The following is a 19,798-nucleotide window of genomic DNA, read 5'->3' as shown; positions in this document are numbered from 1 at the left end:
GCAAAGAAACACAAGAATAACTTACCTTCTAATGGCAGCACTACATTTCTGTTCGCGCCACTTGCAGGGCTTTTTCTAGTAGCTCGTCGCGTTGGTCTTTTATTCCTTTGATGGTAGGCTTTACTTCTATATCTGGCAAAAGCCCCACACGCTGCGTTTCTTGCCGGTTTGGGTAGTAAACGCCTAACCCGGTGAAAACAGCTTCCACCCCGCCCGGCAAGGGAAGATAGGCCACGTTACCATCAGCGCCCGCCGTGTGGCTACCCACCGTCATAGACCTTGGCGAGGCCTTGAAAAGCATGACCGTATATTCGCCTCGGCTTTGGGTGTCTTCATTCATGATCATGATGACTTTCCCTTTGTAGCATACTCCTTTGACGGGCTGTATGACTGCAGGCTTAAGACTCTGGAATATACCTGGAAATGTAAAATCAGGACCTGTAGCCAAGGTTTTTACTACCTTTTTAGAGGTTAGATAAGGAGCAATTTTAAAGCCTGTCAGTTGCGGATAATACCTCAGATCAAAAATGATAGCCTTGCTTGTCATCAGTGATTGCATGGTACTGTCTACTTGAGTCTCTTTTAGATTCCCCATGTGCACATAGGCGATCCCATCTTCTACCCAGGAAACCGCTGGGGCAGGTTGATTCCTTTTAGGTCTCAACTCATTATATCTATAGAGGCGTAACTTCTGCGTCACACTTCTGCCGTTTCGCTCAAAGGTTATGTCCATCTCTGGGGTATAACCTGTAAGCAAGGTATTTTTGAGCGAACGTAATAAAGTGGCTTGGTTGGAGGCCGGAATAGATATTTTGCTTCTCTCAATAATGGAGTCTACCGGTAAGTGATTAAGATGCGTAATGACATCTCCTAGTTGCAGAGGCCCTAAAGCCGCCACAGAATCATTCCTGAATCCACTAACTACTGGTTTACGACCTACAAAAGAAATTGCATAGGGAGAGATGTAACCAGTGCCATTTACATTACGATGCGCTTTTAAGGTCTCCGGCGATTTTGCCACAAATAGGCTGTGGCTATCTTGAACACTGGAAACCATTTGCCAAAGTGCCGAATTATAAGCCCGCAAGTCCTTAGCATCCTTGAATAGCGGGATCAGGGTTTCCAGCACCTGATTCCAGTCTCTGTCAATGGCATACTTATATGGGAAGAAGTAATGGATGGCATTCCAATACCTAAAGAGCGCCAATAACCGGTATTCTTCTGAAGGGAACAGCATCTCTTCATAATATTTTTCATTGCTGAAATGAGCCACACCAGGCAATCTGGTCTTTACATAAAAATTAGGCTGTTGGTTCCGGTTGTTTTTCAGGTGAAGCAGCTTTTGCTGCAAGGCTGGGGTAAGCATGCGGGAATCTGCCAGAAAAGACAAATCCAGATTACGCCGGTGCCATACAGAAATCTTTTCTTCTGAACCACACTTTTTGCAGTTAGTTACCGGCCCCAGTTGTTCAAGCAACTTAGCGTAAATAGTTGAAAGCTCTTCGGGAGTGGCTGCCATTCGCACCTCAGGCAATAAGGTGATCATCTGCTGGTCCCAATCTCGTTCTCCTTTGGCCACTTCTGGGTGGTAATATTTCAGAAAGCCCCAGATTTTAGCCCAAGAAGCAAGACGTTCTGTTTCTGTCAAAGCCACCGCCGAGTGACCTGTCACTAGAAAAACAATAAGAAGCAGAAAGGAGACCTGTGTAGCAGCAAACTTCATAGATTCGTTTTAAGGATACGTTTAAGAAATAAGATTATGTATTTTAAAAAGAACGCAAAAAAGCCGATGCTTGTATACAAACATCGGCTTTCCTATATATATGCACATCTTTCTTCTACTGCGCCGGATACGGGTTCACGCCCATGTTGTAGAAGGTAAAAGCCCAGGTATCGGCGGCCTCGGCAATTTGGGCGGTGGTAGACTTGCCCGCCCCATGCCCGGCTTTCACGTCTACCCTAATCAGGTAAGGATTGCCCGGCGCGGCTTTCTCCTGTAAGGTAGCAATGTATTTGAACGAGTGGGCCGGTACTACGCGGTCGTCATGGTCGGCGGTGGTCACCAGCGTGGCGGGGTATTTCACGCCTTCCTTGATATTGTGGAGAGGCGAGAATTGGAGCAGATTCTTGAACTGCGCCGGATCATCTGAGGAACCGTATTCGGGTACCCAGGCCCAGCCAATCGTGAACTTATGGAACCGCAGCATATCCATGACCCCCACGGCGGGCAAAGCCACTTTGAACAGCTCCGGGCGCTGGTTGGCTACTGCGCCAATCAACAGACCTCCGTTGGAACCTCCGACAATGGCCAGTTTCTGCGGCGATGTGTATTTCTGGTTTTGCAGGTACTCTGCGGCGGCGATAAAGTCATCAAACACGTTCTGCTTGTTAGGCGTCATGCCCGCTTTGTGCCAGGCCTCGCCGTACTCACCGCCGCCCCTGATGTTGGCAATAGCCAGCACACCGCCGTTCTCCAGCCACAGCATACGCGAAATGCTGAAGCCCGGCGTTACCGCCGAATTGAATCCGCCGTAGGCGTAGAGGTAGGTGGGGTTGTCGCCGTTCAGGGGCAGGCCTTTCTTGTGCGTGATGAACATGGGTACCTTGGTCCCGTCTTTGCTGGTATAGAAAATCTGCTTGGTCTCATAGGCCTCCATGTCCACGTCTACCTCGGCCTTGCGGAACAGGGTAGATTTGTTGGTGGCAATATCATACTGGTAGATAGCGCTGGGGTACGTGAACGACGTGAAAGTATAGAAGACCGTTTTATCTGCTTTCTTGCCCCCAAAACCGCCCGCAGTACCCAAAGTAGGCAGCTGTACATCATGTAGCCATTTACCGGTGGTGTCATGCACGCGCACCAGCGTAGCCGCATCTTTCATGTAGTTCAGGATGAGTTTCCCGCCTACCAGCGTGGCGTAGTTCAGCACGTTGTCGGTCTGGGGCACCAGGGTTTTCCAGTTGTTTTGCTGCGGTTTCTTCAGGTCAATTTCCACTAGCTTGTACTTGGGCGCCCCCTGGTTGGTGAGCACAATGAGTTTGTCGCCCACGCTCTCCACCACGCCGTATTCTTTGTCAAAAGTCTCCACCAACGGCACAATGGGGCTGTTGGGTTTAGAGAGATCCTTCACATACAAAGAATTATTGCTGGTGCCTTCAGAGGCGGTGAGAATTAAATACTTTTCATTCTCCGTAGTGCTGGCGAACAGCAACCGCAGCGGATGTTCTTTGGCTTCCCAAATAAGTTTATCCTGGCTCTGCGGCGTGCCTATTTTGTGGTAATAGACTTTGTGGTACTCGTTCTTGTTGGCCAGTTTGGAACCCTGCGTAGGCTCGGCGTAGCGGCTGTAGAAGAACCCGTCTTTGTGCCAGCTGGTGCCCGAGAACTTGATCCAGTGCAGCTCATCGGTCAGTTTTTTGCCGGTGGCCACGTCCAGCACGTAGGCATCGCGCCAGTCCGATCCCCCGGTGGAGGTGGTGTACACGGCGTATCTGGCATCTTTGCTAAACGCCAGGCTACCCAGCGAGGTGGTACCGTCTTCTGAGAGCTTGTTGGGGTCCAGGAACACTTCCGGGGTGCCGTTCAGGCCTTTCTGGCGGTAGAGCACCGCCTGGTTCTGGAGCCCGTCGTTTTTATAGAAGTAGTAATAGTCGCCTTCGCGGAAAGGGGCACCGTACTTAGGATAGTTCCAGAGTTGCGTCAGGCGCTGCTTGATCTGCTCCCGGAACGGAATCTTATCCAGGTAATTAAACGTCACTTGGTTCTGTTCTTTGACCCACGCCGCCACGTTCTGGGCCGTATCGGCTTCCAGCCAGCGGTAAGGATCTGGCACCTGGGTCCCGTGGTAGGTATCTACGTGATTTGTTTTCTCGGTTTTAGGGTACATATCTGAAGGTTTTGCCGCCACCGCAGGAGCTTCTGCGGCCACGGCGGTAGTTGCGGCCGTACCAGCGGGTGTACTGGTTTTGCAACCGGTGAACGCCACCAGCGCCGCAAGGCATAGAAACGAAGTTTGTCTGTTCATGTTTTAGTGGGTTATAGCCTGGAGGGTTCTACAGTAGCCTTAACAGGAAAAAGGCTCCTTCCAAAGATATATTTCTAACGCCAGGAAGACAATTTCCGGTACAGTTCCGCTTTCCGCAAGGATTCGTTTTTACCTCAATTCTGGAAAAAGAGCCGCTAAACGCAAAATAAATTTTCTCAGCCACACAATATCCCGCCTACCTCCTCCGTTTTAAGGGCGAAATAGTTGTTGTGTACCGTAGCAAAGGGAGTGAGCTGATTATAGCTGGCTCCCTTTGTTAGTTACCAGACAGCAGCCCATGTTGCCGCTATTATAGGGCAAGAAGATCATGTGACAGTGGCGGAGCCGAGATGCAAAGTCTTTCTCTTGGCTCTTCGGTTTTCCGCTGCCTCCTCTAAAGCCGTTTAGGGCTGTTTTTCCAGATTCAGCTTAAAAACAACTTTATTTATGTTCTGTGCAATATAGGGCACCGCTACCCGTTTCTATTACTGAAGTAGTTCCTGTTTAGCTTGAGGCATTTACCTTTAGGGGTAGGTGCCTCAGTTTTTTTATGCCTGCCGCCTGGGCCACATCCGTACCGGGGCAAATTTCCGTAGGTGTATTGCAAGGGTGCCGCCGGTACAGTATCTTTCTCTAGCGGAGGGGTTACCACGCAACGCTAATTCTATACTGCGGCATCTATCAAAGGCTACTATGAAGCACAGGTTTACCCGTCTGTTTTCTTATTTTCTCAAGAACCGTCTGGCCGTTTTGCTGCTGGCGTTTAACCTCATAGGCTGGCTTTCCGCTACTTCGGCCCAGGGCCAGGAGGTGTGCCTGCTCCTGCCGTTGTCTCTGGAGGAACGCGTACAAGCCGCCGAGGTGGTGGTGGAGGGAAAGGTGGTGAGCCAACGCTCTTTCTGGGACGATAAGCACGAGAACATCTACACCGCGCACCAGGTGGAAGTGTACAAAGTCTTCAAAGGCACTCCCGGCACCAGTACCGTGGAAGTCATCACGGAGGGAGGCCGGGTAGACCTTGACCTGCACGTTTACTCCGCCACGCTGCAACTGAAACCGCAGCAACAAGGCATCTTTTTCCTGAACCCTTCTAAAGGGAAATCTACAGAGAAACGCTACACTGTTTTTGGGAGCATGCAGGGTTTCATCAAGTACCAGCTTTCTGAGGGCACCGCCCAAGACCCCTTCGCCCGGTATTCCTCTATTCCGCTGCAAGTCTATGGCTCTATTACCCGTTTGTCTGGGCGGGCGGCGCGTACCGTGAAAGCCAACGTGGAGCTGGAGAAAGCCTTACAGCCCAAAGAAAGCACCATGAACCAGCGCAGGCTCACCCCGGCCATCAGCAGCTTCAGCCCGGCCAGCCTGCGGGCCGGTACCGGCGAGGTGCTCACCATCAGGGGTAACAACTTCGGGAACACGCGCGGCAACGGTTTTGTGGAGTTCCGGAACGCCGATGACGGAGGCGCCACCTTCATTAAACCGCTGCCCACCGATTACGTGAGCTGGACCAACACCGAGATACGCGTGAAAGTACCCACCGCCGGCGAAGACAACGGCACGGCCGGCTCTGGCGTGATAAGAGTCACCAACAATGACCCCAACACCGCCACCTCAGAAACGCAGCTCAGCATCGTTTTCGCCCACTCCAATGTACAGTATGAAAATGCAGACCGTAACATTACGCTGCAGAGTTACCCCGTGAGGATGATCTCCAAAAATGCTGAGGGTGGCTATAACTTCCGGTTTGGAGCCAGCTTTGAGGCCAATAAACCGGCGTTGCATGCGTTCAAACGCGCCATGAACGAATGGTCCTGCGCTACTTTCGTGAACTGGAACACCATCCCCAACGCTCCCGTAGCCACCACCGCCGATGACAACATCAACTCTGTGCGCTTTGTGAACAACGGCGACTTACCGGAACGGGTCTTGGGCCGCACCATCAGCAGGTACGCGGGCTGTATTTCCACCACCAACAACACCCTTGACTGGGCGGTAGATGAGATAGACATGGAGTACGCCTCCAACTTCAACTGGCAATTCGGCCCGGGCACCCCCAGCAACCAACAGTTCGATTTCCAGTCGGTGGTGGTGCATGAACTGGGCCATGCCCACCAACTGAGCCACTTGATCTTGCCTCGCGCCGTCATGCATTACGCCGTGGCCAGAGGACAGGTTTCCCGAGAACTGAACGCCTCCAATGACATTGCCGGGGGAAATTACGTGATGGAGCTAAGCCAACGGCCCACCATCTGCGACTATAACCTCATGGAATCAAGACCGGCCAATGCCTGTGCCATCCCGGTAATCCTCATAGAGCTGGAAGCTACCCTCACGGCCAATAACCAGGTACAACTGCAATGGACCACGGAGGCCGAGGACGGGTTCACCCAGTTTGCGGTGGAAAGAAGCCCAGATGGCATCACGTATACAGAAATAGGCCGTGTTGCGGCCAACGGCACCACCACCTCGCCCAGCGCCTATGAATTCACAGACCCGGCGCCGCTGGGCAGCCTCAACTATTACCGCCTGCGGGTGCTCAAAGACAATGGGCAAACAGAGTTCTCCAATGTAGTGCAGGTAACGGGCCCTCAGTTTGTACGGCAGTTGGCGCCTAACCCGGGCGGCAGCCAGACTTCTCTGTACTTTGACTCTCCCGTGGCCGACCGGCTGCAATTAACGGTTTATGATCTCTCTGGCCGCCTACACGCCTCACTCACGGTAGATGTGGTGCCGGCATCTAACCGCTATGAGCTCACGCTGCCGGTAGCCGGCCAGGGCTTGTTCCTCATCAGGTGGCAATCTGGCAGGGAGAGCGGCACTTTCCGGTACATCAAAGTAGACAAACTGTAACCTTGCGTTTAGGGGCTGTTTTTGGAAAAACAGCCCCTAAACGCACCCTTCTGTCCAACGCCAGCCGGTTGCTTTGCTCGCGCCGGAGCCGTAGCTTCGGGGTTTAGAGTTTTGCCATGCCACAGATGACCTGGGAGCGCCTGATCTCCAAGAAACGCTTTGATGAACAAACCTTAGAACACGCCACAGATGAGTCTGTGCGCGGCGAGTTTCAGCGCGATTATGACCGGCTGGTGTTTTCCACACCCTTCCGCCGCCTGCAGAACAAGACGCAGGTGATGCCCATGCCGGAGAGCGATTTCGTGCACAACCGGCTCACGCACAGCCTGGAGACATCGTGCGTGGGCCGCTCCCTGGGCCGCATGGTGGGCAAGGTGCTGCTGGAACGCCACCCAGAGATACAGACTTCGCCTAACCGCATGCTGGAGTCTGACTTCGGGGACATGGTGGCGGCGGCCTGCCTCACGCACGACATCGGGAACCCGCCCTTCGGGCACTCCGGCGAAGACGCGATTTCTTCATTTTTCAGGAGCCCTGAGGCCGCCGGCTTTCTGCAAGACTTAACTCCCGCCCAGATTTTGGATCTCCAGAACTTTGAGGGCAACGCCGCCGGCTTCCGGATTCTCACGCACACGCACCCGGGCCAGAGCAACGGCACCTGCGGCATGCGCCTAACTTACAGCACCCTGGCCACGTTCACCAAATACCCGCGCCCCTCAGACGCGGTGGTGAAAGGCTCTAAGAATGCGAGCGAGAAAAAGTACGGCTTCTTCCAGGCCGAGCAGGCGCACTTCAGGAAAATTGCGCAGGAATTGGGCATGTTACCGGCCGGAGAGAATGCGTTCCACCGCCACCCCATGGCTTTTCTGGTAGAAGCCGCCGACGATATCTGTTACCGCATCATTGACTTTGAGGACGGTTGCCGTTTGGGCCTCATCCCGTTTGAGCAGGCTCGGGAACTGCTGCGCCCGCTGCTCAACGAGCAACCCGGTAAGGTGCACAGCACCACGTTCTATGACTGGCGCGAACAGCTGGGCGTGTGGCGGGCGGTCATCATCAACAAGCTCATCTATGAATGCCGCAGCATTTTCCTGGATCAGGAGGAGGCTATCCTGAACGGCACCTTTGACCAATCACTCATTAATCTGGTGCAGCAGAAGGCAGCGCTGGATGAGATCAAGAAAATTTCCATTGACCGCATTTACCGCAACCGGCCGGTGCTGGAGATTGAAGCCGCTGGGTTTGAGGTGCTGGGCGGATTGCTCGAAGCCTTTCTCAAGGCCGTGTTTGACCCCACCGCCGGCCGCCACCGCAAGTACTTAGATTTGGTACCAGATCAGTTCCTGAGCCCGCAGCGGCAGCTTTCCCAAGACCCTTACGAGAAAATCCTCAACATCACAGACTTTATCTCCGGCCTCACCGACGGCAGCGCCATTGGCCTGTACCGCAAAATCAAAGGGATAGAACTGCCCAAGATGTATTAACCTGTTTAGGAGCCGTTTTTCCAAAAAGCGCCCCTAAACGTACCCATGCCAGATGCGCAGGTTTAGAAGATAATGGTCTTGTTGTTGCTCACAAACACCTTCTCCGTGAACACCAGCTTAAGCGCCTGCGCCAGCACAATCTTCTCCACATCGCGGCCAGACTGGGCCATGTCTCGGGCACTCTGGGCGTGGTTTACCTGAATCACGTTCTGCGCGATGATGGGGCCTTCGTCCAGGTCGCTGTTCACGAAGTGGGCCGTGGCGCCAATGATCTTCACGCCGCGCTCATAGGCCTGCCGGTACGGGTTGGCCCCAATGAATGCGGGCAAAAACGAGTGGTGGATGTTGATGATGCGGTTGGGAAACTGCGCCACAAACCCCGGGCTCAGCACCCGCATGTACTTGGCCAGCACCACGTACTCTGGGGCGTAGGCGGTGAGCACTTGGGCCATTTCCTGATCGTGCTCTTCACGGGTCTTTCCCTCGTGCGGCACGTGGTGGAACGGAATCCCGAAGCGCGACACCAGCGATTCCAGCTCGGCGTAATTGCCCAGCACCGCCAGAATGTTCGCGTTGAGGTCGCCGTACTCGTGCCGGATGAGCAGATCGCCTAAACAATGATGCTCCTTGGTGACCAGAATCACGATGTCTTTTTTGCGTTCCGGCACCAGCCGGATGTTGGCCTCGGGCGGAAGTTCAGCTTTAAGTTCCTGCACCAGCGCCTCGGGCTGCACGTCCCCCGCCAGTTCGGCCCGCATGAAAAACTGATTCTGCTGCCGGTCCACAAACTCATCGTTGCTGGTGATGTTGAGGTTGTTCCTAAAAACGATTTGGGTAACGGTGAAGATGAGGCCTTTGCGGTCTGGGCAGTCAATGAGGAGGATATGGACCATTTTTACTTGAGCGTGACGGGTTTGCGTTTAGCGCCTGTTTTTGGAAAAAGAGCCGCTAAACGCCAATATAATAAAGTTGGGCGCAACTGAATCCCAATGGTTTAAAAGCGTAGTTTCAGCTGCGGCAGGTTTTTGAGGTTCTGCAGTTCTTTGAAGGTTTCCAGCAGGCCCAGCTGCTTCATGACGGCGCCGGCGTTGGGCAAGCCCACCACCTGCCAATAATTGCCCTGGTCCCGCATCTGCACTTCCACAATCACCGGGTTAGCCTGCGATGCTACCCTAAGGTCAAGCCCCACCACGGCCAGCGAATCTTGTCGGCGTACGTAGGTGATTCCCTCCAGGCGGCTGTTCATGAGTGGGTTTTCCTGCAAGAGCTTTTGCACGGGCAGCACGGACTGCAACTGTTGCCATTCTTCCTCGCTCACCTGGGCGGGCGGGTTCTTGCCAGCTTCGCCTTTCTCCACGTACTCCTCAATCCCGCTCCGCATGGCCTGCAACACCTGTTCTTTCTTAGAGGCCATGGCCATGCCTAAGGCCATAGCCGCCAGCGCCTGTTCTTTCTGGGGCAGTTCGGCCATGCCAGCTTTTACCGCCTGGTCCAGGAAACTGGCCGTGGTGCGGTCTACGTCTACGTATTTCTCCAGCGCCACCAGGTCGCGGTTATCTACGGCCTGCTTAATCTGGTACAGGGAATATTCGGGCCCTTGGGCGTAACGCTTGTACAGCCAGAAGCCCACGGCCCCCACCAGCACCAGCACCGAGAGCACCACCATGATTCTTTTCATATCGTTTTCCGTTTGTCTGTCTGACTTCTATCTACGGAAAAAAGCAATGTCTGCCAATGTCTCTTCAAAGAAAAAGCCGAGGGTGCGTTTAGCGCCCGTTTTTCTGAAAACAGGCGCTAAACGCATCCTCGGCTCACCCAAGGAAAAATAAGAGAGATAATCTACAGCATGCCCGCGCCAATGGCGATCAAGGCCCCGGCTATGGTGGCCAGCAGTTTGCCCCGGTTGAAGCGGTGTTCCGGGCTGGTTTCAAACAAGATGGTGGTGGAGATGTGCAGGAAGTTCCCTACCACTAGACCAGATAAAACAGTGTAGGCTTCGCCGGAAAGAAGTTTCTCCAAGGCTACGTAATTGCTGAACAAAAGCCCCAAAGGCGAGGCCAAAGCGAACAGGAGCAGGTACCCAAAGGCTTTCTTGAAACTATGCAGCCGCTCCACCAACACCGACATGAGCGCGATGGCCGCCGGGATGTGGTGCAACGCAATACCAGCCAGAATATGGTAAAAATTATCCCCCACATGAGTGTGGGCGTGGCTGTGTAAATGCTCATGCGCTTGCTGGGCGGCCATACGGCTCTGCACCATCACGCTGCCCTCCAGAAAAGAATGGATCACCAGGGAGGTGAGCAGCAGCACCGGAACGGCGCCAATGCCTTGGTGGTGGTGATGGTGTCCCTGCGGGTGCGCGTGGATGTGCCCGTGCTCCACCCCGTGGGAAAAAACCTCCAGCACCAGCTGCAGGAAGAAACCCGCCAGAATGTAAAAGCCTACCCGGTGTGGGTCTTGGGTGCTCAGGAGCACATCTGGCAAAATGTGCAGGATGGTGAGCGCAAACAGGTAGGCGCCACTAAAGGCCAACAGCAATTTAAGCCACCGCTGGTTGTTCTGAGGCAGAAAACGCACCAGCCACCCCGCCAGCAATACAGTAAAGAATAGAACGGAAACCGCTACTATCATGGGTTATTTCTTCAGGATGAAAATCATACGCTCACTCTGCTGAGGGTCAAAAGGCCGCAGTTGGTAGTCGCCAAACACGTTGGCCAGCCGCAGGTTTGCCATCCGGAAGTACTCCAGAAACTCCTCATACTCCAGGGCGCGTACTCTTTCTATAAATTCATAGGGCTGGCCCTGGTCCTCAAACCGGATGGTCTTGAGAATGAAGCCAGCCTCTACTTTGCGGGTAATATGAAACGTGAGCTGGTCTATCTGCTTGGTTTCCTTGGCCACCAAACGGTTAATGACCCGCCGTGTGTTCATAAAGTCAATGATGAGCTTGCCGCCGGGTTTGATGGAAGCCGCCGTAGACCGCAACGCCACCACGTTCTCATAATCTGGGGCGAAGTAACCGAAGCTGGTGAACAGGTTGAAGACGAAGTCAAACGCATCTGGGGCAAACACTTCGCGCATGTCATGCACGTGGAACCGTAGCTTTGCGTTCTCAAACTGCCGGGCATAGGCGATGCTGTGCTCAGACAAGTCTAGCCCGGTTACGTCAAAGCCTTTCTGGTTGAGGTACACAGAATGCCGCCCTCGGCCGCAGGCCAGGTCCATAAATTTGCAGGTAGATTTAGGCCTGAGATGATCCAACAGATTGTCCAGGAACCGCTGGGCCTCCCGGGCATCGCGGTTCTTGTACAGGATGTGGTAATACGGTGAATCAAACCAGGTGTGAAACCATTCTGCGGGATGTGTCATGGGCATGGGCAGACAAGGATGAAAAGCAATGCCACCGCTCCGGCTTCTTTCTCCGGGGCTGGGCCTATAAAGTGGTAGTACTGTCTGCCGATGCCTGGAACTTAGGATTCTTCTCTAAGTCCATGCCGCATACGGGGCACTTGCCCGGCTGCATGCTGGCACTGCCTTCGCACTCCATGGGGCATATGTACGCCATTTGCTGGGCAGAAGTGGCGGGCTGCTCAGCGGTGGAAGAACTATTGCAGGAAGAGACAGTGGCCAGGGCCGTTAACGCCAACGCCCAGGTATAGAAAGTCTTTTTCATGAAAATAAAAGGTAAGCCAAAGCCCGTTTAGGGGCTGTTTTTGGAAAAACAGCCCCTAAACGGGCTTTGGCCAGAGGTGATTACTCGTGGTTTTCTACCACTTCTTTGGTGTTGGCTTTCTGAGCTGGGTCAACAACCCCTTTCTCAGCGCCAGGCTTGGTGGCGTTCTCGTGCTCATCATGGTTTACCTGCACGTCTTCACGGGCCACCGCTTCTTCGGCGTTGCCGTTGTCAATGTTAGACGTGTTGTTGCGCATTCCTGGAGGAACGGAATCTGTAGTAACTTTTACCTCAGGACGCAGGTCAGACGGCTCGCTGCTGCAAGAAGCCAGCAAAAGGGCACCGGCCACGGCGAAAACGGAAAGAGTATTTTTTATCATTTTTACGGAAATTAAGCCTGAAACAGATTTTGTTTTAGACGCTTACGCGGGAATAAAGTTTTTACGGCGCAACAGCGACTCCATCAACTTGAGGTCATTGGGGCTGTTGAAGATTTTGTAGGGCAGGTGCAAAAAAACCGGCACGTTGAAAGTTTTGGCTAACCAGCCTTTCCAGCCTTTGGGCATCTGCTCCGGAGAGGGGCCTTTCAGGTACATCTGGTAGGCGTCTTTGGTTTGGCTTACGCGCTCAATCATATCCCATTGCAGGGCCATGCCCTCGCGGTCATTTCGCTTCATGAGAATCTGGCGCTGGTCAATCTCAAACATCACGCGCTCAAACAGCACGTTGCTCTGTTCCATCTGGGTTACCCCCATCACCTGGGCAGAGCGCACCAGAACGTACAGCACGGTTACCAACACGGCACCCGCCACCCACCACCAGGAGAAGGCGAAAGCGGCCGGCAGAGAGAAAAGCACCAGCGGAATGAGCGCCCGCCACCATTCTTTTTTCCAAACCTGGAGCAGCGCCATCTTGGCGTAGTCGTTTTTATCTAACTGATTTTTCTTTGTGCGGATGGCCAATGGGTTAAAGGGCTGCTGTTGCTGCATCCGCTGTCCGCCGCGTTGATTTGGTTGTTGCATAATTTACTCTACTTTGTAAATGGACATAAGACCAAGGACACAAGATGTATGATTTTCCTTAACAACTTCTCCTAACCTCTAGCCCAATCTTCTGTTTTACTCTTTTAGTCTTATGTCTTAGGTCTTAAATCTTACGTCTCCTTAAAATGCTTTCAAACTCAGGTCCAGGCTGCGGTTAGAGTGCGTTAAGGCGCCCACGGAGATGAAATTCACTCCCGTCTCTGCCACGGCTCTAATGGTCTGCTCCGTGATTCCGCCAGAGGCTTCGGTTTCATAGCGGCCGCCAATGAGTTCCACCGCTTCCCGCAGTTTATTCACCTCAAAGTTGTCTAGCATGATGCGGTCAATGCCGCCCGTTTCCAGGGCCTGCCGCACCTCGTCCAAATTACGGGTCTCCACTTCAATCTTCAACTTCCGGCCCAGTTTCTCCAGGTAGCGGTGCGTGGCTTCAATGGCTTGCCTGATGCCCCCGGCATAGTCTACGTGGTTGTCTTTGAGCATAATCATGTCATACAACCCGAACCGGTGGTTGGTGCCGCCGCCAATTAACACCGCCCATTTCTCCATCATCCTGAAGTTGGGCGTGGTTTTGCGGGTATCCAGTAGTCGGGCACCGGTGCCTTCAATGAGCTGCACAATGCTTTGCGTGTAGGTGGCAATGCCGCTCATGCGCTGCATGCAATTCAGAACCAATCGCTCTGCCGTTAAGATAGACTGCGCCTTGCCGTGCACCGTGAACGCAATGTCTCCGGGCTTCATGGAGTCGCCGTCTTTCATGCGGAGCTCCAGCTTGAGCGCCGGGTCTACCTCTGCAAAGATATAGCCCGCCAGTTCCACTCCGGCCAGAATGCCCTCGGCTTTCACCAGAAGCTTGGCTTGGTTTGTGGCATCTGCCGGAATTGAGGCCAATGAAGAGTGATCGCCATCGGCTACGTCTTCCTGCAGGGCCTGCCGGATGAAGGCTTTTATGGCATCGGGGGTTAGGTACGGAGCTTTCACGGTGCAAAAATAAAAAAAGGCACCGAATCTACGGTGCCTTTTCCTTTCTATCGGCGCAAAGCCGCCATTATATTTCTATTAAGTGAGTAGTCTTGCCTTATTTACTTAAACTCAATGGTGTCAATCTTATAGGAATCGCCGTATTTCCTCACTTTCACCACCACATTGTAGCGGCCGCCTTTGTGGTTGTATTTGCCAATGGCGTAGCGCTGGCCGTCTTCAGAACCACCCTGGTGGTCAAAGGAGAAGCTTACCGGCGCGTTTTTACTGAAGAAGTTGCGAACCACCATCTCGGCCTGGCTCTGGCTGTAGCTGCCGTTGTCGCCGTCAATGTTCACGTCTACCTTAGAATTGAAATAGCGGGCAAGGTCACGGGAAGAACCAGATTTTATCGCCGACTGGATGCCTCCCATCACGTCAGACTGGGCGGTTACCTGTCCGGCACCAACCAGAATCCCCAACAGCACCACGGTCATCGCCATCAATCTTCTGAAATTTTTCATGTTTTCTTAAACCAGATTTTCTTCTTCGTATGCCAAAACTATGCCAAAGGCAGATAAGTTCAGCCCCCTAAAGATACACGAAATCTGTAGAATCAAAGACTAGGCGCTTCTTTTTCAAGAGAGGCTTGTATCTTTACGCGCATGAGCAAGAAGGTACTTTTGATGATTCTAGACGGTTGGGGCCTGGGAACAGACCCTTCCGTATCGGCGATTGAGCACGCCAAAACCCCTTTCATGGATTCTCTTTTCCAGCGTTTCCCGCACGCGCGCCTGCAAGCCTCCGGCGAAGCCGTAGGATTACCGGAAGGCCAGATGGGCAACTCTGAGGTAGGCCACATGAACCTGGGCGCCGGCCGGGTGGTGTACCAAGACCTGGTGAAAGTGAACGTGGCCATCAGGGAGAAGAGCCTGGGCCAGAACCCGGTGCTGCAAGACGCTTTCCAGTACGCCCGCGAGAACGGCAAACCGGTGCATTTCATTGGCCTGGTGTCTGACGGCGGCGTGCATTCCCATATAGACCACTTAAAGGCCCTGTGCACGTTGGCGCAGGAGCAAGGCGCTCCCCAGATATTTGTGCACGCCTTCACTGATGGCCGCGACACAGACCCCAAAGGAGGCTTGCCTTACCTCACAGACCTCCAGAACACCTTAGATACCACGGGCGGCAAGCTGGCTTCTATTATTGGCCGCTACTACGCCATGGACCGCGACAACCGCTGGGAGCGCGTAAAACTGGCTTATGACCTGCTGGTGCACGCCCAGGGAAGAGGCTCTGTGAACTGGCGCGAAGCCATGCAGGAATCTTATGACAACGGCGTGACCGATGAGTTTATCCAGCCCATTGTGTGCCTGAACGAGGCCGGCGAGCCGATGGCCAAGATCCAGGAGGGCGATGTGGTGATCTGCTTCAACTTCAGGACCGACCGCGGGCGCGAAATTACCCAGGCGCTCACCCAACGCGCGTTCCCGGAGCAGGACATGCAACCGCTCCAGCTGCGCTACTACACGCTCACCAACTATGATGACACCTTTGTAGGCGTACACCCCATCTTTGACAAAGACAACCTGGCCAACACGCTGGGCGAAGTACTGGCCAGCGCCGGCAAAACCCAGATCAGGATTGCGGAGACCGAGAAATACCCGCACGTGACGTTCTTTTTCTCCGGCGGCCGCGAGCAGCCTTTTGACGGCGAAAAGCGGCTGTTGTGCCCTTCGCCTAAAGTGGCTACCTATGACCTGCAGCCCGAGATGAGCGCCTTTGACATCAGAGATGCCATTGTACCAGAAATTGAAGCGGAAACCGCTGATTTCATCTGCCTCAACTTCGCCAACCCAGACATGGTGGGCCATACCGGGGTGTTTGAAGCCGCCGTACAAGCTGTGGAGACGGTGGACCAATGCGCTGAGGCCGTTATTTCTGCCGCTCTGGCGCATGGCTATGCGTCTATCATCATTGCAGACCACGGCAACGCCGATGTGATGCGCAACCCGGACGGTACGCCTAACACGGCCCATACCACCAACCTGGTGCCCGTTATCTTAGCCGACAACAACTACCAGGGAGAATTGCAGGATGGGAAATTAGGTGATATTGCCCCCACCGTGCTGGCCCTGCTGGGCGTAGAAGCTCCCGCTGACATGAGCGGCACTTCGTTGCTTATTGCAAAGGCAGAGTAACCTTACTCCACTATAAAAAACGGAGACAGAGAAACATGAACCTGCTTTCTCTGTCTCCGTTTTTCATCTGTTTTCCGTAAAATAGGCTCTAAACGCCCATCATTCATCCATCACCGCTATGTTTCTCGCTACCGCTGTACGCTTTTGGTTCAGGAGAGCCCTGCTTCTAGGCCTCGTTTTCATTTTGTTTGGGGCAAGTGCCTGTGAAGAAGAGCAGCCCACCGGCCCTACCACCGCCAGACGTACCCAGCAGGCGTTTGACTTGGTAACCTTCCTGGATCAGGAAGCCAAAGCGTTGAGTGCCCAACCAGCCGCTGTGCGCAAAACGGTCTCAGAGGAAGGCAAACCCACTGAAACCAAAACCATCGCTACCCTCCATTGGGGGGAAGAACTAGGTGCCTTCGCTGACGCCGACATCAATAAACCTGCCCTTGCCGGCGTTTTCACCCAGGAAACGTCCAATAATGCCGCCGGGCAGCAGGTACATCGTTATAAAGCTAAAGACGGGGCCAATACAAACGTGCAGGAGGTAACATATACGGTAAATGCCCAGGGGCAATTGGTCCAGTTAAGTGCCACCATAGTACAGGAAAACATGCTGTTCAGAACGCAGAAGCAATTGTTCCTGCAAGCCCAGCCCGGCACCACGCCCAGCCTGCAACGGTACCGTCTGGAAGAAACCCAGAAACTTCTTTTGATGGATGCGCAGCATTACGGCGTGGCCGCCGAAGTAGTGCGCTAAGAAAGCATTAGCCCTAAGGTGATTCTTCTGGTTTTCTGTTTAGGGCCTGTTTTTCAAAAAAGAGCCGCTAAACGCAAGTTACCGTGCCCACTGCCGCCTATTCACCCACTACAGAGAAGTAACGTACTTTGGTACTTCCAGGCACCAGCTTGGTATCTTTCGGGATGCCTTTGTGCGACTCTTGGTACTGGTGGCTTTTGTACCAGGTCTTGAAGCTTTCCTCATCGTCCCAGTACGTCATGAGCCAGATCTCATTGGGATTGTCCTGCGGAGAAAGTACCTGCAGTTTCTGAAACCCGGGGGTGCTGTCTACCATGTGCGGACGGTTTCTGAACGCCTCTTTCACACTGGCTTCGGTGTCATTGGCTATGGTAAAAGTACTGAGGGCTATGAACATATATTGCTTTTCTAATTCTTAAACGCTACATCTGCGGACCCGGCGTTTTACGTAAGATTTGTAATTGGCAGTAAGTTAGGCAAAATTGTAACGTAATTGAATCTGCCCCGTTATCGGAAAGTTTATTCCTGTGCCTCCTTCGGCAGATCAGGGAGAAGAAAGAAGCCGCATGCAAAATTACCAGAACCACCAAGTAGATCTCTCCAACTGTGACACAGAACCTATTCACATCATAGGCCGCATACAACCGCACGGTTTTCTACTTGTACTGGACCAGGAGACACTTCAGATAGAACAGGGCAGTCAGAACATTCCCCAGTTTCTTCCTTTTGCCTTAGAAGAACTTCTGGGCAAGCCGCTAAGTATTCTCTTCCCAGAAGAGTCCGCTACTTTTGACCCAACAGTGCCGGAGGCGCAGTTTGTAGTGCTGGCCAAGGCTCCTTTTGTGGCTTATACCCATGTGTCTGGAGACAAGCTGGTACTGGAGTGCGAGCCCAGCGCCCCGTACCCAGACACCCAGAAAATGCAGCACAACACGCTCTTGTACCAGCTGCACAACAAACTGAACATGGTATATACCTTGGAGCATGCCGCCGAAGCCGTTGCCCACACCCTCCGCACCATCTTAGCCTATGATCGGGTAGACGTGACCAGGTTTGACCAGGAGTGGAACACAGACGTAATTGCCGAAAGCCGCAATGAGCGGCTGCATTCTTTTATAGGCCACCATTTCCCGGCTACAGACATTCCCTCCCCGGCGCGGCAGCTGCTCCTGCACAAGCACGTGCGGCAAATCCCAGACGTGGACGCCCAGGCCGTGGAGATAACGCCTTACCTGAATCCCGCTACCGGCAAACCCACCAACATTCTTCTCTCTGAATTCAGGAATCCCTCTGAGATACACCTGGAGTACATCAGAAACACGGGTGTGGCCGCCACTATCTCGTTCTCCATCATTGTGAAAGACCAGCTTTGGGGAGTGATTGCCTGCCACCACGTGGAACCCATCTATATTGATGTATGGCGCCGCCAGCTCTGTGATCTGGTCACCAAAGCCTTCGCCAACACCATTTCTTCCATGCAGGAGAAACGCGACCAGGAGCAGTTCAACAGGTTTAAAGCCAATGAGCAGACCCTGATAGAGCACCTAAACAAAGGGTTGGGCATGGAGAAAGCTCTCTTTGACCAGCATCCCAATTTGCTGGACATCACAGAAAGCCACGGCGCCGCACTGCTGCTGGACAGTTCCGTCACTACTATAGGAAAAACGCCGCCCGCCCAGGAAATCAAAGAAATGGCGCAGTGGCTTTCTGAACATGTGTCTGAAGGTGTTTTCTATACCCGGCAGCTGTCTCAGGAGTGGCCGCAGGCTAGCACTTACAGTGACACGGCCAGCGGCTTGTTGGCGCTGGAGATTTCACGCTACAACCAAGAATACCTGCTGTTCTTCAAACCCGAGATTCAGGAAACCAGGATTTGGGCCGGCAACCCGGAAAAACCCATGCTGGAAGACCAGAACCTGCATCTGCACCCCCGCAAATCCTTTGAGCAATGGGTGGAAGTCATCAGAGGCAAGTCTGAGCCCTGGACCATGAATGAGATAGAGATCACCCAGATCCTGCTCAAAGACTTGATTGCCATCCGGCTGCGCAACCAAGCTTCTAAGCTCCAGCGCCTGAACCAGGAACTACTGCTCAACACAGAGCAGCTGCGCACCAGAAATGCCCAATTGGAGGACTTCGCGTACATCATCTCGCACAACCTCCGTTCCCCACTGGCCACCATCAAGAGCCTCCACCAGTTCTATGTCGCCGAACCGGGTGAAGAAAGCGCCGCTTACGCCATGAAGAACGTGCAGCGGGTCAGTGACAACATGTCTGAGACCATTGATGATCTGAACGTGATCCTCAAGACCCACCTGGTAAAGCAGCTTCCGCATGAAGAGGTGCCCTTAGCCGAACTCATTGAAAAGGAAGCCCAGAATCTGGCCACCCTTATTGAACAGACCGGCGCCCAGATCAAAACTGATCTGGAAGAGGCCTCCATCTACATTCCTAAGCTGTACCTGGAGAGCATCCTGCACAACTTCATTTCCAACGCCCTGAAGTACCGCTCCCCAGACCGGGCGCCGGAAGTGCTCATTAGAAGCTGGCGCACCTCAGATGATATTCTCCACCTTTCAGTGGCAGACAACGGCCTGGGCATGGACCTGCAAAGGGTAGGGGATAAGCTATTTGGCTTATACAAAGTCTTCCACAGCCATGAACAATCCAAAGGCTTAGGGCTATACCTCACCAAAATGCAGGTAAAAGCCTTAGGCGGCACCATAGAGGTGGAAAGTCAGGAAGGAGTGGGCACCACGTTTACCGTTCACTTCGGGGAGATTGACTATAACTCCGCTTCCAGGGCATAGCCCGAGCTTT

General features: G+C 53.4%; 17 protein-coding genes. 5 read left to right on the top strand and 12 right to left on the bottom strand.

The window, feature by feature from the left end:
• Positions 1-40: 40 nt before the first annotated feature.
• Together EFA69_RS03535 and EFA69_RS03530 are read right to left on the bottom strand one after the other, a co-directional pair.
• Positions 41-1,723, bottom strand: coding sequence for a S41 family peptidase (locus tag EFA69_RS03535; protein WP_123131708.1), 1,683 nt, complete (start codon positions 1,721-1,723; stop codon positions 41-43).
• Between the two features lie 115 nt (positions 1,724-1,838).
• On the bottom strand, positions 1,839-4,025 hold the full coding sequence (locus tag EFA69_RS03530; RefSeq protein ID WP_123131707.1) for a prolyl oligopeptidase family serine peptidase: 2,187 nt from the start codon (positions 4,023-4,025) through the stop codon (positions 1,839-1,841).
• A gap of 693 nt (positions 4,026-4,718) precedes the next feature.
• Between EFA69_RS03530 and EFA69_RS03525 the strand changes: the two genes are divergently transcribed.
• Entirely contained in the window at positions 4,719-6,875 is a 2,157-nt protein-coding gene (locus tag EFA69_RS03525; protein WP_123131706.1) for an IPT/TIG domain-containing protein, read from the top strand.
• A 116-nt stretch (positions 6,876-6,991) separates the two neighbouring features.
• Positions 6,992-8,359 carry a deoxyguanosinetriphosphate triphosphohydrolase gene (locus EFA69_RS03520; RefSeq protein WP_123131705.1) on the top strand — a complete coding sequence of 456 codons (1,368 nt, stop codon included), beginning with the start codon at positions 6,992-6,994 and terminating at the stop codon, positions 8,357-8,359.
• A gap of 62 nt (positions 8,360-8,421) precedes the next feature.
• On the opposite strand, the gene purU is transcribed toward EFA69_RS03520, so the two are convergent.
• The 9 genes from purU to EFA69_RS03475 form a co-directional block, all read right to left on the bottom strand.
• Positions 8,422-9,252, bottom strand: a complete 831-nt coding sequence (purU, locus tag EFA69_RS03515) for a formyltetrahydrofolate deformylase (RefSeq protein ID WP_123131704.1) — start codon at positions 9,250-9,252, stop codon at positions 8,422-8,424.
• Between the two features lie 101 nt (positions 9,253-9,353).
• On the bottom strand, positions 9,354-10,037 hold the full coding sequence (locus EFA69_RS03510) for a DUF2939 domain-containing protein (RefSeq protein WP_123131703.1): 684 nt from the start codon (positions 10,035-10,037) through the stop codon (positions 9,354-9,356).
• A 161-nt stretch (positions 10,038-10,198) separates the two neighbouring features.
• Positions 10,199-10,993: a ZIP family metal transporter gene (locus tag EFA69_RS03505; protein ID WP_123131702.1), complete on the bottom strand. Its 795-nt coding sequence runs from the start codon at positions 10,991-10,993 to the stop codon at positions 10,199-10,201.
• A 3-nt stretch (positions 10,994-10,996) separates the two neighbouring features.
• A complete protein-coding gene (locus EFA69_RS03500; protein WP_123131977.1) occupies positions 10,997-11,731 on the bottom strand; it encodes an SAM-dependent methyltransferase in 735 nt (244 codons plus the stop codon).
• Positions 11,732-11,795: 64 nt separating this feature from the next.
• Positions 11,796-11,885, bottom strand: coding sequence for a heavy metal-binding domain-containing protein (locus EFA69_RS20680; RefSeq protein ID WP_394342818.1), 90 nt, complete (start codon positions 11,883-11,885; stop codon positions 11,796-11,798).
• Positions 11,886-12,115: 230 nt separating this feature from the next.
• The gene (locus tag EFA69_RS03490) at positions 12,116-12,415 is read right to left on the bottom strand and encodes a hypothetical protein (RefSeq protein WP_123131700.1); all 300 of its coding nucleotides are present in this window, start codon (positions 12,413-12,415) and stop codon (positions 12,116-12,118) included.
• Between the two features lie 42 nt (positions 12,416-12,457).
• Positions 12,458-13,057 carry a YcxB family protein gene (locus tag EFA69_RS03485; RefSeq protein ID WP_123131699.1) on the bottom strand — a complete coding sequence of 200 codons (600 nt, stop codon included), beginning with the start codon at positions 13,055-13,057 and terminating at the stop codon, positions 12,458-12,460.
• Between the two features lie 141 nt (positions 13,058-13,198).
• Positions 13,199-14,056, bottom strand: coding sequence for a carboxylating nicotinate-nucleotide diphosphorylase (gene nadC / locus EFA69_RS03480; RefSeq protein WP_123131698.1), 858 nt, complete (start codon positions 14,054-14,056; stop codon positions 13,199-13,201).
• Positions 14,057-14,157: 101 nt separating this feature from the next.
• Positions 14,158-14,559 (bottom strand): DUF4783 domain-containing protein, encoded by a 402-nt coding sequence (locus tag EFA69_RS03475; protein ID WP_123131697.1) that lies wholly within the window; start codon positions 14,557-14,559, stop codon positions 14,158-14,160.
• A 141-nt stretch (positions 14,560-14,700) separates the two neighbouring features.
• Here EFA69_RS03475 and gpmI point away from each other — a divergent pair, with 141 nt between their 5' ends.
• Both gpmI and EFA69_RS03465 read left to right on the top strand, forming a co-directional pair.
• Positions 14,701-16,236 carry a 2,3-bisphosphoglycerate-independent phosphoglycerate mutase gene (gene gpmI, locus EFA69_RS03470; protein WP_123131696.1) on the top strand — a complete coding sequence of 512 codons (1,536 nt, stop codon included), beginning with the start codon at positions 14,701-14,703 and terminating at the stop codon, positions 16,234-16,236.
• Positions 16,237-16,354: 118 nt separating this feature from the next.
• Positions 16,355-16,978, top strand: a complete 624-nt coding sequence (locus EFA69_RS03465; RefSeq protein ID WP_123131695.1) for a hypothetical protein — start codon at positions 16,355-16,357, stop codon at positions 16,976-16,978.
• A 97-nt stretch (positions 16,979-17,075) separates the two neighbouring features.
• On the opposite strand, the gene EFA69_RS03460 is transcribed toward EFA69_RS03465, so the two are convergent.
• Positions 17,076-17,375, bottom strand: a complete 300-nt coding sequence (locus EFA69_RS03460; RefSeq protein ID WP_123131694.1) for an antibiotic biosynthesis monooxygenase family protein — start codon at positions 17,373-17,375, stop codon at positions 17,076-17,078.
• Positions 17,376-17,544: 169 nt separating this feature from the next.
• Here EFA69_RS03460 and EFA69_RS03455 point away from each other — a divergent pair, with 169 nt between their 5' ends.
• Positions 17,545-19,788 (top strand): ATP-binding protein, encoded by a 2,244-nt coding sequence (locus EFA69_RS03455; protein WP_123131693.1) that lies wholly within the window; start codon positions 17,545-17,547, stop codon positions 19,786-19,788.
• Positions 19,789-19,798 lie beyond the last annotated feature (10 nt).

The sequence above is a fragment of the Rufibacter immobilis genome (genome assembly GCF_003721565.1).
Taxonomy (GTDB): Bacteria; Bacteroidota; Bacteroidia; order Cytophagales; family Hymenobacteraceae; genus Nibribacter; species Nibribacter immobilis.
The sequence above is the reverse complement of the archived record's forward strand: the minus strand, read 5'-3'. Positions and strand labels throughout refer to the sequence as shown.

Bases quoted from the DNA above. Each gene is read 5' to 3' on its own strand.
- EFA69_RS03535 (WP_123131708.1), bottom strand. From the start codon at position 1,723: ATGAAGTTTGCTGCTACACAGGTCTCCTTTCTGCTTCTTATTGTTTTT.
- EFA69_RS03530 (WP_123131707.1), bottom strand. From the start codon at position 4,025: ATGAACAGACAAACTTCGTTTCTATGCCTTGCGGCGCTGGTGGCGTTC.
- EFA69_RS03525 (WP_123131706.1), top strand. From the start codon at position 4,719: ATGAAGCACAGGTTTACCCGTCTGTTTTCTTATTTTCTCAAGAACCGT.
- EFA69_RS03520 (WP_123131705.1), top strand. From the start codon at position 6,992: ATGCCACAGATGACCTGGGAGCGCCTGATCTCCAAGAAACGCTTTGAT.
- purU (WP_123131704.1), bottom strand. From the start codon at position 9,252: ATGGTCCATATCCTCCTCATTGACTGCCCAGACCGCAAAGGCCTCATC.
- EFA69_RS03510 (WP_123131703.1), bottom strand. From the start codon at position 10,037: ATGAAAAGAATCATGGTGGTGCTCTCGGTGCTGGTGCTGGTGGGGGCC.
- EFA69_RS03505 (WP_123131702.1), bottom strand. From the start codon at position 10,993: ATGATAGTAGCGGTTTCCGTTCTATTCTTTACTGTATTGCTGGCGGGG.
- EFA69_RS03500 (WP_123131977.1), bottom strand. From the start codon at position 11,731: ATGACACATCCCGCAGAATGGTTTCACACCTGGTTTGATTCACCGTAT.
- EFA69_RS20680 (WP_394342818.1), bottom strand. From the start codon at position 11,885: ATGCAGCCGGGCAAGTGCCCCGTATGCGGCATGGACTTAGAGAAGAAT.
- EFA69_RS03490 (WP_123131700.1), bottom strand. From the start codon at position 12,415: ATGATAAAAAATACTCTTTCCGTTTTCGCCGTGGCCGGTGCCCTTTTG.
- EFA69_RS03485 (WP_123131699.1), bottom strand. From the start codon at position 13,057: ATGCAACAACCAAATCAACGCGGCGGACAGCGGATGCAGCAACAGCAG.
- EFA69_RS03475 (WP_123131697.1), bottom strand. From the start codon at position 14,559: ATGAAAAATTTCAGAAGATTGATGGCGATGACCGTGGTGCTGTTGGGG.
- gpmI (WP_123131696.1), top strand. From the start codon at position 14,701: ATGAGCAAGAAGGTACTTTTGATGATTCTAGACGGTTGGGGCCTGGGA.
- EFA69_RS03465 (WP_123131695.1), top strand. From the start codon at position 16,355: ATGTTTCTCGCTACCGCTGTACGCTTTTGGTTCAGGAGAGCCCTGCTT.
- EFA69_RS03460 (WP_123131694.1), bottom strand. From the start codon at position 17,375: ATGTTCATAGCCCTCAGTACTTTTACCATAGCCAATGACACCGAAGCC.
- EFA69_RS03455 (WP_123131693.1), top strand. From the start codon at position 17,545: ATGCAAAATTACCAGAACCACCAAGTAGATCTCTCCAACTGTGACACA.